This is a genomic window from Rhodococcus sp. 21391 (assembly GCF_016772255.1).
Taxonomy (GTDB): Bacteria; Actinomycetota; Actinomycetes; order Mycobacteriales; family Mycobacteriaceae; genus Rhodococcus_F; species Rhodococcus_F opacus.
The window spans coordinates 4594644-4610688 of record NZ_CP063781.1 but is presented as its reverse complement, the minus strand read 5'-3'; the positions used below and the strand labels follow the sequence as shown (position 1 = coordinate 4610688).

Sequence of the window (16045 nt, the reverse complement as noted above, 5' to 3'; positions counted from 1 at the left end):
GGAACACGATGTCGCCCTTCGCGAAGATCAACTCGGCTCGCTCGCCGCTGCTCTACGCCGTGGTGGCCCTGCTACTCGCCACACTGATCGCAGGCGGAGTGATGGCCGTGGTCCGTCACAAGAACGTCACACTCGACGTGGACGGCGAGAAGATCTCGCTGAGCACCATGACCACGAGCGTCGACGCCGCACTGTCCGACGCCGGGTACTCGATCAGCGACCGCGACGTCGTGGCGCCGGAGCGCGACGCGACCCTGTCCGACGGGGACACCGTGGTGCTGCGCCGCGCGCGTGAGGTGTCGCTGACGGTGGACGGTCAGCCCAAGACGGTGTGGACCACCGCGCTCACCGTCGAGGACGCACTGAAGCAGTTCGAACTCGGCGAGGACGTGCACGTGTCCGCGTCCCGTTCGCAGCGACTTCCGCTCGACGGTGCGGCCCTCGACGTGCTCAATCCGCTCGTCGTCAAGCTCGCCGACGGCGCGCTGCCGGTCACCGACGTGCGCATGGCCGCGCCGACGGTCGGGGACTTCCTCGCCGCGCACGGCGCGCCGCTGGAGCAGGCCGACACCGTCGTCCCGGCCGCGGACACGCCGCTGACCGACGGTATGGACGTGGCCGTCACGCGCGACCGCACCGAGACGAAGGTCGAGACGTTGCCGCTGGCTCCGGAGGAGCAGCGCATCGAGGACCCGACGATGAACAAGAGCCGCACCGTGGTCGAGAATCCGGGACTGCCCGGCGTCCAGGACGTCACGTTCGCGGTCAACACCGTCAACGGCAAGGAAGTCGGACGCAACCAGGTGTCCGCGACGGTCACGACGCCGGCACAGCCGAAGGTGATCCGTGTCGGCGCGAAGCCGGGCACCGAGGTGCCGCCCGTCGAGAACGGTTCGGTGTGGGATGCGCTCGCGCAGTGCGAGGCCACCGGCAACTGGGCCATCAACACCGGCAACGGATTCTTCGGCGGCGTCCAGTTCGACCAGAACACGTGGGAACGTCAGGGCGGACTCAAGTACGCGCCGCGCGCCGACCTCGCCACCCGTGAGGAGCAGATCGCCGTCGCGTCGAAGACGCAGAAGACGCAGGGCTGGGGAGCGTGGCCGTCGTGCTCGGGCAGGCTCGGCGTGCGTTAAAGTTCGCCTGGTGTCCGAAGCCGAAGTACCCCCCGTCGCTCGCGGTCAGGCCGCACTCCTCGGCCCCGCCGAGGTGCGCGCGTTAGCCGAGGAGTTCGGCGTGCGCCCCACCAAGCAGCTGGGGCAGAACTTCGTGCACGACGCCAACACGGTGCGCCGCATCGTCGCGACCGCGGGCGTGGGACGCGAGGACACGGTGCTCGAGGTCGGTCCCGGGCTCGGTTCGCTGACGTTGGCCCTACTCGATGTCGTCGACAAGGTGATCGCCGTCGAGATCGACCCCAACCTCGCGGCACGGCTGCCGGTCACGGTCGCCGACCGTGCACCGGAACTCGCGGACCGGCTGACCGTGGTCGGCGCGGACGCGATGCGGGTCAAGCCGTCCGAGATCCCCGGTGAGCCCACGGCTCTCGTCGCGAACCTGCCGTACAACGTGGCGGTGCCCGTGCTGCTGCATCTGTTCTCCGAACTTCCCAGTCTCCGAACCGCTCTGGTGATGGTGCAGGCCGAGGTCGCCGACCGGCTGGCGGCGTCCCCGGGCAGCAAGATCTACGGTGTGCCGAGCGTGAAGGCCAATTTCTTCGGCGCCGTGCGACGCGCGGGCGCCGTCGGGCGCGCGGTGTTCTGGCCAGTCCCGAAGGTCGAGTCGGGTCTGGTGCGCATCGACCGGTACGCCGAACCGCCGTGGCCCGTCGACGACGAACACCGCCGCCGCGTGTTCGCCGTCATCGATGCGGCTTTCGCTCAGCGCCGCAAGACTTTACGAGCCGCGCTCGGTGGTTGGGCGGGTTCGCCCGCGGAGGCGGAGCGGCGACTGCTCGAGGCCGGCATCGCACCGTCCACCCGCGGCGAGACCCTCGACGCCGCGGCCTTCGTGCGTCTCGCCGCCACCCAGCCGTGAGTACTTGTTAACCGCGGGGGGGCTGTTTCAAATTTCCGGGTCGGGGCCTCCGCGTGCCGCGGCGCCCCGACCTGATGTTTCTTGGATAATGTGTTGGTGGCCAAGGGGTATCGACCGGTAAATCGTGATCAGCAGTTTTTGTTGCCGCCGGACATGCGGGAGTGGGTGCCGCCCACGCATCCGGTGTGGACGGTGATCGAGATCGTCGACACTCATCTCGACACCAGCGCCTTTCATGGCTCTCGCCGCACCGGGGGTGCCGGGCGGGCCGGGTACGACCCGGACATGCTGGTGACCCTGCTGGTCTGGGCGTGGTCGCGGGGGATGCGGTCGTCCCGGCAGATCGAGCGGGCCTGCTCGGAGGTGGTGTCCTACCGGGTGATCTGCGCCGGCGACACCCCCGATCACGTGACGATCTCACGGTTCCGCAAGGACAACCACACCGCCTGCGAGGCCCTGTTCACGCAGGTCCTGATCCTGGCCGCCCGGTTGGGTCTGGGCCGACTCGAGACGATCGCGTTGGACGGGGTGAAGATCGCCTCGAACGCATCGAAGGACGCCAACCGCACCGAGGACGGGCTGCGCCGGGCAGCCGAGGCCGAGGCCGCGCGGATCGCCGCCGCCGCGGTGGCCGCGCACGCCGCCACCGATGACACCGAGGACGACCTCTACGGCGAGGACGATCCGGGCCCGGGACAGGTGCCCGCGGAGTTGGCCGATCCCAGCACCCGCTCGGCACGGATCGCCGAGGCGTTGGCGCAGCTCGACGCGGAGAAGGACGCCGAACGATGCGAGCGGGACGGGAAGGCGCAGGACTATCTGGCCCGGCTCGACGCGGGCCAGACGGTGATGGGCCGGGTGCCGGTCGGGGCCGAGGTCGCCGCCGCCGAGCGGCGTCTGGCCGAGGCGGTCGCCGCCCAGCACGCGGTGATCGAGCGGTTCCAGGGTGGCACCGCGGCCGGGGCCGGGGGCACCCGGTTCGCACCGAAGCCGGTCGACGAGCACCACCTGGTCCGGCGCCGGCGCACCGAACTCGACACCGCCCTCCGCAAACAGGGTGAGCGCACCGCCGCCGCCGGGCAGCGGCGCCGCAACACCACCGATCCCGATTCGCGGTTGCAGCCGCTGCGCGGCGGCGGCTGGGTGCAGGGCTACAACTGTCAGGCCTTCACCAGCGAGGACGGGTTGATCCTGGCCACCGGGGTCGGGACCGGCCCGGCGGACTACGACTATTTCCCCGAGATGGTCGACAAGGCCGGGGCGGCCGCGCACCTGATCGACACCACCCGACGTGGGAAGGAACAGACCGGCACGAGCCCGGAGGAGCTGATCGGGGTGATGCTCTTCGACGCCGGCTACTGCTCCCGCGAGAACCTCACCGCGCCGGGCCCGGACCGGTTGATCGCCACCGGCAAATCCCGTCACCTCGAGGCCGCCGCCACCGCTGATCCGGTCACCGGACCGCCACCGCCGCAAGCGGATCCGATCCAGGCCATGACCCACCGGCTGCGCACCGAGGCCGGTATCGCCACCTACCGCAAACGCTCACCCATCGCCGAAACCGTGTTCGGGCACGCCAAACACAACCTCGGATTCCGCCGCTTCACCAGCCGCGGCCTCGACCGCGCCCGCAGCGAATGGGCCTTCCACGCCGCCGTGCACAACCTCGGCAAGATCCTCACCCACCTGACCGGCGGCACCCCGCTCCCGGCCACCCCCTGACCCGGCGGGGGCCACCCCCGCCCCGCACCGGCACCCACCTCGGCACGAGACACCCGCACCCGAACCGCCCTCACTCAATTCCGCAACAGCCCCCGGGACGTTGATAAGTACTCACAGGGGGGTATCCCATGAGGATGCGGAATCCGGGCCGCACCCCACGGTCATCGGCATTCCGCCGTTCTCGACGGTGCAGGGTCAGGCGTGGCCGGTTCCGGGACGACCGGGGTCGGCGCTCGTCCGCTCGAATGCCTGCGCGGGGCTGACCGGTGTGCACGGTGAACTCCTGGTCGGCTGGGTCGATATGAATACCGGGGCCTCGGGTTCGTACCGGGTAGCAAGGACTATCCGCAGTTCGCCGGCTTCTACAGCGAGCGCGTCGTGCCCACCGGCAGCGGGACCGTCGTGGTGTCGGTGACGGGGAGCGTAACCGTCCTCCCCGGTCAGGGTGCGCCGTGGGCGCCGGACGGGATCGTGGCGCCCGTCGCTCCCGGTGTGTACGCCGATTTCGTCCCCTGACCTGCGCAAGTTCAGCCCGGGGGAGACAACCGACCGGATGTGTGGTTCACTATTGGAGGTCGTAAGTTTTGTGTTTGTGTTTCCCACGCTCGCAAATCGATGGTTGCGAGCGTTTGGACGTCCTCCACAGGAATTGTCATAGACGGTCGTGTTCAATGACCCAGGTAACCGAGCCGGTTGCTTGAAGAAGTTACTGTGTTAGAGGAGATTTACATGGCAGAGGGCATCGTGAAGTGGTTCAACTCCGAGAAGGGGTTCGGCTTCATCGCCCCCGAGGATGGCAGCGCTGACGTGTTCGTCCATTACTCGGAGATCCAGAGCGGCGGCTTCCGCACGCTCGAGGAGAATCAGCGCGTTTCGTTCGAGATCGGCCAGGGCAACAAGGGCCCGCAGGCCACCGGCGTCACCCTGATCTGAGAACGGCCATGACTTCCCGGTTCGCCGGGACATGACGTTCGAGCAAGGCCCCACTCGTCAGAGTGGGGCCTTGACTCGTTTCCGACCGACTACGCCGACCGCAGGTGAGCGGCCTGATACCCGAGATTCATGGCGCAGACGAGCCAGAGTTGCAGCGCGGAATTCTCCGACGGAGCGAACAGCCCGATCACCGCAGCGGCTCCGAGTGCGGCGGCGACGAAGAACGTGGCCGTGGCGAGTGCCCGCCGAGGCCTCGACGAGAAGATCACCACACCCGTGACGAAGAGCGCCCACAGAGTGGTGGCGAGGATGGTCGTGGCGACGAACCAGGCCGTCGAATACCTGCTCGGCCACGTCCACGGCTGGGTTCCGTTGTCGAGGGTGCACACGAACGCCAACGAGAACGCCATGATCACCACCGTTGCGCCCCCGAGCGCCAGATGGCCCCCGACGAGCACCTTCCCGACTGTTCCCGCCCCCGCAGGCGCCCGCGCGCGCCCCTCCTCGACAATCGTGTGCTGCATCCCCGACTACCCCGAGCTTTCCTTGTCGTCACCTGGTTGGACGCCGCGCAGGACCGTTCGGTTCCCACGGATTTTCGGTCCGCGGTGACGGCTGAACGACGTCTCGGTCAGGCGTTACCGTAGCGGTCGGCGAAGAGGCGGTGACGCTCACCCACCCGCCGGCACTCTTCGCGCAGCTCAGGAGGGTCGAGGACGGTGAAGTCGACGCCGAATGCGCTGAGCCAGTTGGCTATCGACGGCACGGAGTCGCCGCCGAGCGCCACCGCGCATCGTCCGTCGGGCATTTCTTCGAGAGTTCCCCAGTCTTCGTGGACCAGGGTCGCCATCTCGTCGATCGACGCGTGCAGCAGCACCCGTGCGCGGATCCGGGTGACGGCCCGGTTGATTCCGTGTGCGACGAATTCGGCAGCGCCGCCGGGCGGCAGTTCACGGGGTACGAACCTCGGTCCCGTCGGGATCTTCGGTGTCAGGCGGTCCACCCGGAACGACCGCCAGTCCGCGCGGGTGAGGTCCCAGGCGACGAGGTACCAGCGCAGCCCTGACCGGACGAGCCGGTACGGCTCCACTTCACGCCGGCTCTCGGTGCCGTCGTGGGTGCTGTAGTCGAATCGGAGTCGTTCGTGGTTGTGGCACACCGAGGCGACGGCCGACAGGACCTGCGCGTCGACGGCGCTCTTCGCGGGCTCGCGGTGGACCACGTCGACCTGCAGCGCCTCGAGGCGGTGTCGCAGCCGGGACGGCATCACCTGCCGGAGTTTGGTGAGCGCTCGCATCGACGCCTCCCCGATGCCGACCACGGAGCCGGTCGCGCCGGACTGCAGGCCGAGTGCGACGGCCAGGACTTCCTCGTCGTCGAGCAGCAGGGGCGGCATCTCCGCGCCCGCGCCGAGCTGGTAGCCACCACCCACCCCGACCGTCGCGTCGACGGGGTACCCGAGGTCGCGGAGTTTCTCCACGTCTCGCCGGACCGTGCGTGGGGTGATGCCGAGCCGGTCGGCGAGTTCTGCCCCGGACCAGTCCCTTCGGGTCTGGAGCAGGGACAGCAGCCGGAGGAGTCGTGCCGAAGTTTCCCGCATGCACCTCAGGATGCCATCAATAGAGGACATCTTCTGTCCTCTATTGATGGCGGGTAACGGTAAGTAACGATTTTCCCACCAGCCCCACGAGTGTCACTACACTGGCGCCGACGCTCCACGGACCATCGCATGTGTACTTCGTGAAAATCCGACGGAAAGGTCTCAGCGTGACGCAGTTTCGTGTTCGGCCCATTTCTTCAGCAGTCAGGGCGCTGCTCGCCACCGTCATGACCGCCGCCTTCTGCCTGGCGCTGGCGGTCTCCACCACCGCGACGGCGTCGGCCTCGGCCGCCGACCTCTTCAACAGCGCGCAGGGCAGATTCGCCGCAGGTGACACCCGTGGCGCCCTCGCGGACATCGGTGGCGCCGTCGCCGGAGAACCCGGCGACACCAATGCGCTGGCGTTGCAGGCCATCTACGCCGACGCCGCGGGCGACCTGATCACCCGGGAGACGGCGCTCGCCCGGCTCGGCGCGATGGACGGTGGGATGCGCGCCGGCGTCGACGGGATGTTGAACGCGATCAGAATTGCGTCGTTCACGCCCCCGAACCCACTTCCGGCCATCCAGGGTCCGTCCACCGCGATCATCGTCCTCGGCTTCGGACTGCTCCCCGACGGTGCGATGCGACCGGAATTGATCAACCGTCTGCAGGCCGCGCTCGTCCAGTCGTGGGCCTCGCCGATGTCGCCGATCATCGTCACCGGCGGCAACCCGCAGAACGGCATCACCGAGGCGGCCGCGATGCAGGGGTGGTTGCAGTCGCACGGTGTCCCGGCGCAACGCATCCACCCCGAGCATCGTGCCGGCTCGACGGTGGGCAACGCGCTCAACTCGGTTCCGCTGGCCCGCTCGCTCGGTGCGGGCGGCGCGATCATCGTGACGTCGGCCAACCACATCCGCAGGGCAACGGTCGATTTCAACGTCGCCGGACTGCCGGTGGTCGGGGCGATGAGCGCGATCACCAGCGCCGGTCAGCTGATCGCCGAAGTCATGCCCCTGACCAAGGATCAGCAGCTCGGCATGTACCGCGACGCGATCAGGGTGTTCGGCATCCCCGCCGGTTACTGACGCGACTCGTACTCGGCCACGACCGGCGGCTGCTCGACGGGATCCGCGCCGCCGGGGTCGAGCCTTCCGTGGACGGCGTCCTGCATCTTCTGCTTGTCCAGCTGGCCTTCCCAGTTCGAGACGACGAACGTGGCGACACAATTGCCGAGGAGGTTCACGAACACACGCATCGAGTCCATGATCCGGTCGGCGCCGAGCAGCACCGCGACCGCCGCGACGGGGAAGATTCCGAGCGCGGTCGCGGTCGCCGACAGCGCGAGGAACGACGACCCGGGTACGCCCGCCATGCCTTTCGACGTGAGGAGCAGGATGAACAGCGCGCCGAGCTGGTCGGCGACGGACAGGTCGTGGCCGGTGGCCTGGGCGAGGAACAGGGTCGAGATGGACAGATAGATCGCGGCGCCGTCGAGGTTGAACGAGTATCCGGTCGGCACCACGAGCCCGGTCGCGGCCTGCGAGTTCCCGGCGCCGACGAGCTTGGTCATGATGCGGGGAAGCACTGCCTCGGACGAGGCGGTTCCCAGCGCGAGACCGAACTCCTCCTTGGTGTAGCGGATGAACGTGAAGATGTTCAGTCCCACGGCGAACTTCGCAATGAGTGCGAGGACGAGGACGAACAGGGCTCCGGCGAGGTAGCAGCACGCGATGAGCGCGGCGAAGCTCCCGAGGGTGGAGATTCCGTACTGGCCGATGATGAACGCCATCGCGCCGAATGCGCCGATCGGGGCGAGCCGCATGATCCAGCCGATGATCATGAAGATGATGTGGCTGAGGTGGTCGACGAACTCGAGGACCAGCGGGGGACCGTGCTCGCCGTACTTGGCCAGCGCGATACCGAAGAGCACCGCGAACAAGAGGACCTGCAGCAACATGTTGTCGGCGAATGCGCCCACCACGCTGGTCGGGACGACGTCCATGAGGAACTCGACGGCGCCGGGGAGTTCACCACCGCCGGTTTTCTCCGCGATCTGCTCGGTGCCGTCGGCGAGGGTGGCCGGGTCGATGTCGAATCCGGCGCCGGGCTTGACGATGTTGCCCATCACCAGCCCGACGAGCAGCGCGAACCCGGTGACGGCGGTGAAGTAGATCAGTGCCTTCACGCCGATCCGTCCGACGGCCTTGACGTCGCCGACCTTGGCGATTCCCGTCACGACCACCGTGAAGATCAACGGCGCGATGAGCATCTTGATGAGCTTGATGAACGTGTCGCCGATCGGTTTGAGCTCCGACCCCACGGTCGGCCACAGCCAGCCGAGGGTGATGCCGCCGACGATTCCGACGAGGAGCTGGACGAACAGGTTGGTGTACCAGGGCGATCGCGTCCGGGTCGTCGACGCGTCGCCGCCGGGTGGGGGATGGGCGGCAGTGGAGATGGCCATGGGGGAACGCTAGGAAGGCGCTGTGACGGGTTCGTGTCACGGATGTTTCCGCGGTGAGAACGGCGGCCGTTCCGGGCGTGGGCGGTGCCACAATGCAGTTCGTGGCAGTATTGCGACGCACCGACCGCAGGAGGACACATGCGCTTGTCGCCCCACGAGCAGGAGCGTCTGCTCCTGAGCTACGCCGCGGAACTCGCGCGCAGGCGCCGGCAACGCGGCCTCGTGTTGAACCACCCGGAGGCGGTGGCCCTCATCACGGATCACATCCTCGAGGGGGCCCGCGACGGCCGGTCGGTGGCGGAGCTGATGGTGTCCGGTCGTGAGGTGCTCACCCGGGCGGACGTGATGGAAGGCGTCCCGGAGATGCTGCACGACGTGCAGGTGGAGGCCACGTTCCCGGACGGCACCAAGCTCGTCACCGTCCACGATCCGATTGCGTAGGGGTGACCGTGATTCCAGGTGAAGTCGTGTGCGCCGAGGGCGTGATCGAGCTCAACGAGGGTTCTCCCCGCACCGAACTCGCGGTGGTCAACACCGGGGACCGTCCGGTCCAGGTCGGAAGCCACGTTCATTTTCCGCAGGCCAACCACGCCCTGCAGTTCGACCGTCCCGCCGCCCACGGGCTGCGGCTGGACATCCCCGCGGGCACCGCGGTGCGCTTCGAACCGGGTATCGCGCAGACGATTTCACTCGTACCCCTGCGCGGGACCCGTGAAGTGCACGGGCTGAGCCTCACTCCTCCCGGAAAGCTGGACGCGTCATGACCGAACTCAGCCGCGCACGCTACGCCGAGCTGTTCGGTCCCACGACCGGCGACCGCATCCGGCTCGCCGACACCGACCTTCTGATCGAAATCACCGAGGACCGCAGCGGCGGGCCGGGACTGGCCGGCGACGAAGCGGTGTTCGGTGGCGGAAAAGTGTTGCGCGAGTCCATGGGCCAGGGTCGCGCGACCCGCGCCGAGGGCGCGCCCGACACGGTGATCACCGGCGTGGTCGTCGTCGACCACTGGGGAATCATCAAGGCGGACCTCGGTATTCGGGACGGACGCATCGTCGCACTCGGCAAGGCAGGCAATCCCGACACGATGTCGGGGGTCCACCCCGATCTGGTGGTGGGTCCGTCCACCGAGATCATCGCCGGGAACGGCAAGATCCTCACGGCCGGCGGTATCGACTGTCACGTGCACTTCATCTGCCCGCAGATCATGGACGAGGCACTGGGCGGCGGCATCACGACGATGATCGGCGGCGGCACCGGCCCCGCCGAGGGCAGCAAGGCCACCACCGTCACCCCCGGATCGTGGCACACCGCCCGGATGCTGGAGGCACTCGACGGCTGGCCGATGAACATCGCGCTGCTCGGCAAGGGCAACACGGTCAGCTCCGAGTCGATGTGGGAGCAGTTGCGTGGCGGCGTCTCCGGGTTCAAGCTGCACGAGGACTGGGGTTCGACTCCGGCGGCCATCGATGCGTGCCTCACCGTCGCGGACGCTGCGGGAGTGCAGGTAGCCCTCCACTCGGACACGTTGAACGAGGCCGGTTTCGTCGAGGACACTCTGGCGGCCATCGCCGGACGCGCGATCCACGCCTATCACACGGAGGGGGCGGGCGGCGGCCACGCGCCGGACATCATCACGGTGGCCGCGCACGGGAACGTCCTGCCGAGTTCGACCAACCCGACCCGGCCGCACACGGTCAACACCCTCGACGAGCATCTCGACATGCTCATGGTGTGTCACCACCTGAGCCCGAAGATCCCGGAGGACCTGGCGTTCGCGGAGAGCCGCATCCGGCCGTCCACCATCGCGGCGGAGGATCTGCTCCACGACCTCGGCGCCATCTCCATGATCGGTAGCGACTCGCAGGCGATGGGACGCATCGGCGAGGTCGTGTTGCGCACGTGGCAGACGGCGCACGTGATGAAACAGCGCCGGGGTTTCCTGGCCGGCGACAACGGCGCCGACAACCAGCGCGTCCAGCGGTACGTGGCGAAATACACGATCTGTCCCGCCGTCGCGCACGGGTTGGAGGCCGAGATCGGATCGGTCGAGGTCGGCAAGCTCGCCGACCTGGTGCTCTGGGACCCGGCGTTCTTCGGTGTCCGGCCACACGCGGTGATCAAGGGCGGGATGATCGCGTGGGCTGCGATGGGAGATGCCAACGCGTCCATACCGACTCCGCAACCGGTGCTCCCGCGTCCGATGTTCGGGGCGGCGCCCAAGGCTGCGGCCGCCACGTCCGTGCACTTCGTCGCTCCACACGCCCTCGAGGACGGTCTGGCGGATCGACTCGACCTGAGCCGTCGACTCGTCCCGGTCGCGAACGTGCGGTCGCGGGGCAAGGCCGACATGCCCCGCAACGACGCGCAGCCGCGGATCGAGGTGGACCCGGACACGTTCACGGTCCGCATCGACGGCGACGTGTGGGAAGAGCAGCCGGCGGCGGAACTGCCGATGGCCCAGCGATACTTCCTGTTCTGATGCGCCTCGCTCACCTGATGTCCCTCGCCGATTCGAGGCTGCCCACGGGCGGTCACGTGCATTCGGGCGGCATCGAGGAGGCCGTCGCGAGCGGCGTCGTCCGCGACGTCGGCACGATGGAGGCGTTCCTGCGGCGACGGGTCCGGACCGCCGGGCTCGTCGGGGGATCGATCACTGCGGCGGTGTGCGCCGGGCGGCTCACCGCCGAACACGCCGACGCCGAGATGGATGCGCGAACCCCGTCCCCCGCGGCGCGGTCGTCGTCGCGGGCGCAGGGGAGAGGTCTGCTGCGGCTGGCCCGCACCACGTGGCCCGAGCACGACTGGTCGCCGCTAGGCACACGTCCGCACCTGCCCGTGGTCTCGGGGGTGGTCGGATCCGTCACCGCCGTCGAACCGCGGGAGGCGGCACTCGTCGTCGTCTACACCACCATGACCGGGTCCGCGATCGCCGCGCAGCGTCTGCTCGCTCTCGACCCCGCGCAGGTCGCCGCGTGCACGTTCGCGCTGTCCGACCTGTGCGACGACATCGCCGGCCAGTGCGTGACCGGACTGTCCAGCGTGTCCGACCCCTTCATGGATGTCGTCGCCGAGCGGCACGTTCTGCGGGACCGCCCCCTGTTCGTGTCGTGACACTCAGCTGTACCCCAGTAAGGAGAGATCAACCATGCCACCGCATTTCATCGATGGTGAACCTCACGACCATCAGCACGACCGTCCCCGGCGGGTCCGGGTGGCGGGGGAGCCGGTCCGGATCGGGATCGGTGGGCCCGTCGGATCGGGCAAGACGGCGCTCGTCGCCGCGCTGTGCAGGCAACTGCGCGAGGAGTTGTCGCTGGCCGTGCTCACCAACGACATCTACACCACCGAGGACGCGGACTTCCTGCGCCGCCACGCCGTGTTGCCGGACGAGCGCATCGCCGCCGTGCAGACCGGTGGCTGCCCCCACACGGCCATCCGCGACGACATCACCGCCAACCTCGACGCCATCGACGACCTGATCGCGGCCAACCCGCCGCTCGATCTGATCCTGGTGGAGTCGGGCGGCGACAACCTCACCGCGACGTTCTCCTCGGGCCTGATCGACGTGCAGATCTTCGTCGTCGACGTCGCGGGCGGTGACAAGGTTCCCCGTAAGGGGGGTCCCGGCGTGACGTTCTCGGATCTCCTCGTGATCAACAAGACGGACCTCGCCCCCATGGTCGGAGCCGATCTCGGGGTGATGCGCCGCGACGCCGAGAAGGTTCGCGAGGGCAGGCCCACGGCGCTGATCTCGTTGACGGAGGATCCGTCGTCCGGACCGGCTCTGGAGTGGGTGCGCGAGCAGGTGGCCACCCTCGCCGACGTGCACTAGTAGTGCGCACCGAACTGACGATCGTCGCGTCCCCCGACCGCAGTCCGCGGATCTCCGCGGTCGGGGGACTGGCGGCACGGATCACCGGCCGCGACACGGTCCACGTGATCGGCACCGCCGCGACCCCGCTCGGCGGCGACCACTGGGACGTCACGGTCCGGGTGCTGTCGGGCGCCCGGCTGACGCTGCGCAGCGTCGCGGCGTCCCTGGCCCTGCCCGGCCGGGGTCGTGTGCTGTCCACGGCGCAGTGGTCGGTGGAGGTCGAGGACGACGCCGCGCTCGACTGCGCGCTCGAACCCACGGTGATCGCGGGCGGCGCGGAGCATCGCGTCGAGACCACGGTGTCCCTCGCCGAGTCGTCCACGTTGCTGCTGCGTGAGCGGGTGCAGATCGGCCGGGCGGGAGAGACGACGGGACGCTGGGTCGGGGTCACCAACGCCGATCTCGGCGCCCTGCCGCTGCTCCGGCACCAGCTGGAACTCGGCGTCGGCACCGTTTCGCACGACGTTCTGGACGGCCCGGCGGCCGTCACGAGTGAACTGCGGTACCCGGACGACCGGGTCGCGGACGTCACCGGTGACATCCGGTCGGCGCGGACCCGTCTGCCCCTCGCCCGCGGCGGCAGCCTCACCACCCGGCTCGGCCCGCGCCTGTGACGCGGTGAGCGGCAAAGTGCGTGATGGTGTGCATTTCCGCACCCGTACCGGGAGCGCCTAAGCTCTACCCTTGTGCTTTCCGTCGTTCCTCGCCCCGTCGTAGTCAGGGCCCCGTCCAAGGTCAATCTGCATCTGGCCGTCGGGGACTTGCGTGACGACGGCTATCACGAGCTGAACACGGTGTTCCAGGCGCTCTCGCTCAGCGACACGGTGTCGGTGGTCCCCGCGGAGACGCTGTCGGTGACGGTCCGCGGTGAGGACGCCCGCGTCGTGCCGACCGACAGCAGCAACCTCGTGTGGCAGGCCGCCGAGATGCTCGCGGCCGAGTCGGGGCGGCGCCCGGACGTCGAGATCGCCATCGACAAGGGCATCCCGGTGGCCGGGGGCATGGCCGGCGGCAGCGCGGACGCCGCGGCGACGCTGGTCGGGCTGAACGCGCTGTGGCAACTCGACCTGTCGCGGGAGGAACTCGACGGGTTCGCCGCGAAGCTCGGCAGCGACGTTCCGTTCTCCCTCCACGGTGGCACCGCGGTCGGCACGGGACGCGGCGAGCGACTTCTGCCGGTGCTCTCCCGCAGCACGTTCCACTGGGTGCTCGCGCTCGCGAAGGTCGGCTTGAGCACACCGACCGTGTTCCGGGAGCTGGACCGGTTGCGTGCCGACGGGAATCCGCCGCGACTCGGCGGACCCGAAGACCTGATGCACGCGCTCACGACGGGCGACGCCGCGACGCTGGCCCCGTTGCTGGGCAACGACTTGCAGTCGGCCGCGCTCTCGCTGAATCCGGGCCTGCGGCGGACGCTGCGAGCCGGGGTCGCGGCGGGCGCACTGGCCGGAATCGTCTCCGGGTCCGGTCCGACCTGTGCCTTTCTTTGTGCTGAAGCGGATGCCGCGGTCCGGGTCAGCGCAGAACTCGCAGGTGCGGGGGTGTGTCGCACGGTGCGGGTCGCCAGCGGACCCGTACCGGGCGCCCGAATAATCAACGACGCGGCGGAGGGATCGCACTGATGGCGAATCTGATCAATCTCGAGCAGGTATCGAAGTCCTTCGGCATCAAGCCGCTGCTCGATTCGGTATCGCTCGGAGTGCAGGAAGGCGAACGCATCGGCGTCGTCGGCCTCAACGGTGGTGGCAAGACCACCTTGCTCGAGGTGCTGGCCGGCGTGGAGGCGCCCGATTCCGGGCGTGTCAGCCGGGTCGGCGGCCTGCGCATGGCGGTCGTGACCCAGCGTGGCGTCCTGCCGCCCGGCTCGAGCGTCGGCGACGTGGTGCTCGGACCGCTCGGGGTGGCCGACCACGAGTGGGCGGGCGACGCCCGCATCCGGTCGATCCTGGCCGGCATCGGCATCGACAACCTGGGCCTCGAGGTGTCGGTGGACGGGCTGTCCGGTGGTGAGCGGCGACGCGTCGCACTGGCCGCCGCGCTCGTCCAGGACCTCGACCTGCTGGTGCTCGACGAGCCGACCAACCACCTCGACGTCGAAGGTGTGCAGTGGCTGGCGGAACATCTCGTCGGCCGTCGCAGCGCGCTGGTGGTCGTGACCCACGACCGGTGGTTCCTCGACACCGTAGCCAACCGCACGTGGGAAGTGGTGGGCGGCAAGGTCGAAAGCTACGAGGGCGGTTACAACGACTGGATCTTCGCCCGCGCGGAGCGCTCCCGGCAGGCCGACGCGTCCGAGGAACGTCGCCGCAACCTCGCCCGCAAGGAACTGGCCTGGCTGCGGCGCGGTGCACCCGCCCGCACGTCCAAGCCCAAGTACCGGATCGAGGCCGCCGAGGCGTTGATCGCGGACGTCCCACCGCCCCGTGACAACGTCGCGCTGGCGTCGTTCGCGCAGCGCCGGCTCGGCAAGGTCGTCATCGAACTCGAAGATGCGCGTCTGGAGACGCCGGACGGCCGGGTGCTCGTCGACGACCTCACGTGGCGGTTGGCGCCGGGGGAGCGGGTCGGCCTGGTCGGCGTCAACGGCTCCGGCAAGACGACGCTCCTGCGCACGCTCGCCGGCGAGATCTCGCCGGCGTCGGGCAAGCGCATCCAGGGGCAGACGGTGCACATCGGCTGGCTCCGTCAGGAACTCGACGATCTGCCGACGAACATGCGGGTGCTCGAGGCCGTCAAGGACGTCGCCGAGCGGATCACGTTGGGCGACAAGGAGGTATCGGCCGGGCAGCTCGCCGAACGGCTGGGATTCACTCCGGCCCGGCAGCGGACACCGGTCGGTGACCTGTCCGGTGGCGAGCGTCGCCGGCTGCAGCTGACCCGTGTGCTGATGTCGGAGCCGAACGTACTGCTGCTCGACGAGCCGACCAACGACCTCGACATCGACACGCTGCAGCAACTCGAGGACATCCTCGACGGCTGGGCGGGCACGATGGTCGTCATCAGCCACGACCGGTACCTGATCGAACGGATCTGTGACTCCACGTGGGCGTTGTTCGGCGACGGCAAGCTGACCAACCTGCCCGGTGGGATCGAGGACTACCTGCGTCGCCGGGCGAAGATGGTCGACACCGGCGCGCCGTCGGTGGCGTCGACGGCAACCGGTGCGTCGGCCCCCAAGCAGGTGCGGGACGGGGCCGCCGAACGCGCCGCGCGCAAGGAATTGTCGCGTCTCGAGCGGGCTGTGGCGAAGCTGGACGACCGGGAACGGAAGCTGCACGAGAAGCTGGCGGAGGCGGCCACCGATCCGGACAAGCTGCAGAAGCTCGACACCGAGCTCAAGCAGGTCGTCGCGGAGAAGGAAGCCACCGAGGAACAGTGGATGGAGCTGGCCGCCGAGCTGGATTAGGCGGGACCTGCGCTGCGGCCC

General features: G+C 69.0%; 17 protein-coding genes. 14 read left to right on the top strand and 3 right to left on the bottom strand.

The genetic code is table 11. From position 1 onward, the window contains the following. The first annotated feature begins 8 nt into the window (after positions 1–8). From GO592_RS21395 to GO592_RS21375, 5 genes are all read left to right on the top strand, one after another. Positions 9–1136, top strand: coding sequence for a resuscitation-promoting factor (locus GO592_RS21395; RefSeq protein ID WP_202714948.1), 1128 nt, complete (start codon positions 9–11; stop codon positions 1134–1136). A 10-nt stretch (positions 1137–1146) separates the two neighbouring features. Next, a complete protein-coding gene (rsmA, locus tag GO592_RS21390; protein ID WP_005255442.1) occupies positions 1147–2037 on the top strand; it encodes a 16S rRNA (adenine(1518)-N(6)/adenine(1519)-N(6))-dimethyltransferase RsmA in 891 nt (296 codons plus the stop codon). Positions 2038–2127: 90 nt separating this feature from the next. Further along, positions 2128–3759 carry a transposase gene (locus GO592_RS21385; protein WP_172649761.1) on the top strand — a complete coding sequence of 544 codons (1632 nt, stop codon included), beginning with the start codon at positions 2128–2130 and terminating at the stop codon, positions 3757–3759. Positions 3760–4137: 378 nt separating this feature from the next. Continuing rightward, a complete protein-coding gene (locus tag GO592_RS21380) occupies positions 4138–4275 on the top strand; it encodes a hypothetical protein (protein ID WP_157234332.1) in 138 nt (45 codons plus the stop codon). A gap of 213 nt (positions 4276–4488) precedes the next feature. Continuing rightward, positions 4489–4692 carry a cold-shock protein gene (locus GO592_RS21375; RefSeq protein WP_005255446.1) on the top strand — a complete coding sequence of 68 codons (204 nt, stop codon included), beginning with the start codon at positions 4489–4491 and terminating at the stop codon, positions 4690–4692. 89 nt (positions 4693–4781) lie between these two features. On the opposite strand, the gene GO592_RS21370 is transcribed toward GO592_RS21375, so the two are convergent. Both GO592_RS21370 and GO592_RS21365 read right to left on the bottom strand, forming a co-directional pair. Then, a complete protein-coding gene (locus GO592_RS21370) occupies positions 4782–5216 on the bottom strand; it encodes a hypothetical protein (RefSeq protein ID WP_007300078.1) in 435 nt (144 codons plus the stop codon). A gap of 107 nt (positions 5217–5323) precedes the next feature. Further along, positions 5324–6292 carry a helix-turn-helix transcriptional regulator gene (locus GO592_RS21365; protein WP_007300079.1) on the bottom strand — a complete coding sequence of 323 codons (969 nt, stop codon included), beginning with the start codon at positions 6290–6292 and terminating at the stop codon, positions 5324–5326. Between the two features lie 227 nt (positions 6293–6519). Here GO592_RS21365 and GO592_RS21360 point away from each other — a divergent pair, with 227 nt between their 5' ends. After that, positions 6520–7362 carry a YdcF family protein gene (locus GO592_RS21360; RefSeq protein ID WP_005238742.1) on the top strand — a complete coding sequence of 281 codons (843 nt, stop codon included), beginning with the start codon at positions 6520–6522 and terminating at the stop codon, positions 7360–7362. Here GO592_RS21360 and dctA read toward each other — a convergent pair. Beyond that, a complete protein-coding gene (dctA, locus tag GO592_RS21355; protein WP_007300081.1) occupies positions 7356–8741 on the bottom strand; it encodes a C4-dicarboxylate transporter DctA in 1386 nt (461 codons plus the stop codon). The genes GO592_RS21360 and dctA overlap by 7 nt on opposite strands. A 138-nt stretch (positions 8742–8879) precedes the next feature. On the opposite strand from dctA, the gene GO592_RS21350 reads away from it, so the two are divergent. The 8 genes from GO592_RS21350 to GO592_RS21315 all read left to right on the top strand — a co-directional run bounded on the left by GO592_RS21350 (position 8880) and on the right by GO592_RS21315 (position 16024). After that, positions 8880–9182 (top strand): urease subunit gamma, encoded by a 303-nt coding sequence (locus GO592_RS21350; protein WP_005255454.1) that lies wholly within the window; start codon positions 8880–8882, stop codon positions 9180–9182. An 8-nt stretch (positions 9183–9190) separates the two neighbouring features. Next, positions 9191–9505, top strand: a complete 315-nt coding sequence (locus GO592_RS21345; protein WP_007300082.1) for an urease subunit beta — start codon at positions 9191–9193, stop codon at positions 9503–9505. Further along, positions 9502–11223: an urease subunit alpha gene (locus GO592_RS21340; RefSeq protein WP_007300083.1), complete on the top strand. Its 1722-nt coding sequence runs from the start codon at positions 9502–9504 to the stop codon at positions 11221–11223. Before GO592_RS21345 ends, GO592_RS21340 begins: the two co-directional genes overlap by 4 nt. Next, positions 11223–11855, top strand: a complete 633-nt coding sequence (locus GO592_RS21335; protein ID WP_005572826.1) for an urease accessory protein UreF — start codon at positions 11223–11225, stop codon at positions 11853–11855. The genes GO592_RS21340 and GO592_RS21335 overlap by 1 nt, the downstream gene beginning before the upstream one ends. Positions 11856–11889: 34 nt before the next feature. Then, on the top strand, positions 11890–12576 hold the full coding sequence (gene ureG, locus GO592_RS21330; RefSeq protein WP_007300084.1) for an urease accessory protein UreG: 687 nt from the start codon (positions 11890–11892) through the stop codon (positions 12574–12576). Between the two features lie 2 nt (positions 12577–12578). Then, positions 12579–13232: an urease accessory protein UreD gene (locus GO592_RS21325; protein ID WP_007300085.1), complete on the top strand. Its 654-nt coding sequence runs from the start codon at positions 12579–12581 to the stop codon at positions 13230–13232. A gap of 72 nt (positions 13233–13304) precedes the next feature. Continuing rightward, entirely contained in the window at positions 13305–14240 is a 936-nt protein-coding gene (locus GO592_RS21320) for a 4-(cytidine 5'-diphospho)-2-C-methyl-D-erythritol kinase (RefSeq protein WP_007300086.1), read from the top strand. Beyond that, positions 14240–16024: an ABC-F family ATP-binding cassette domain-containing protein gene (locus GO592_RS21315; protein WP_007300087.1), complete on the top strand. Its 1785-nt coding sequence runs from the start codon at positions 14240–14242 to the stop codon at positions 16022–16024. The genes GO592_RS21320 and GO592_RS21315 overlap by 1 nt, the downstream gene beginning before the upstream one ends. Positions 16025–16045: the final 21 nt, after the last annotated feature.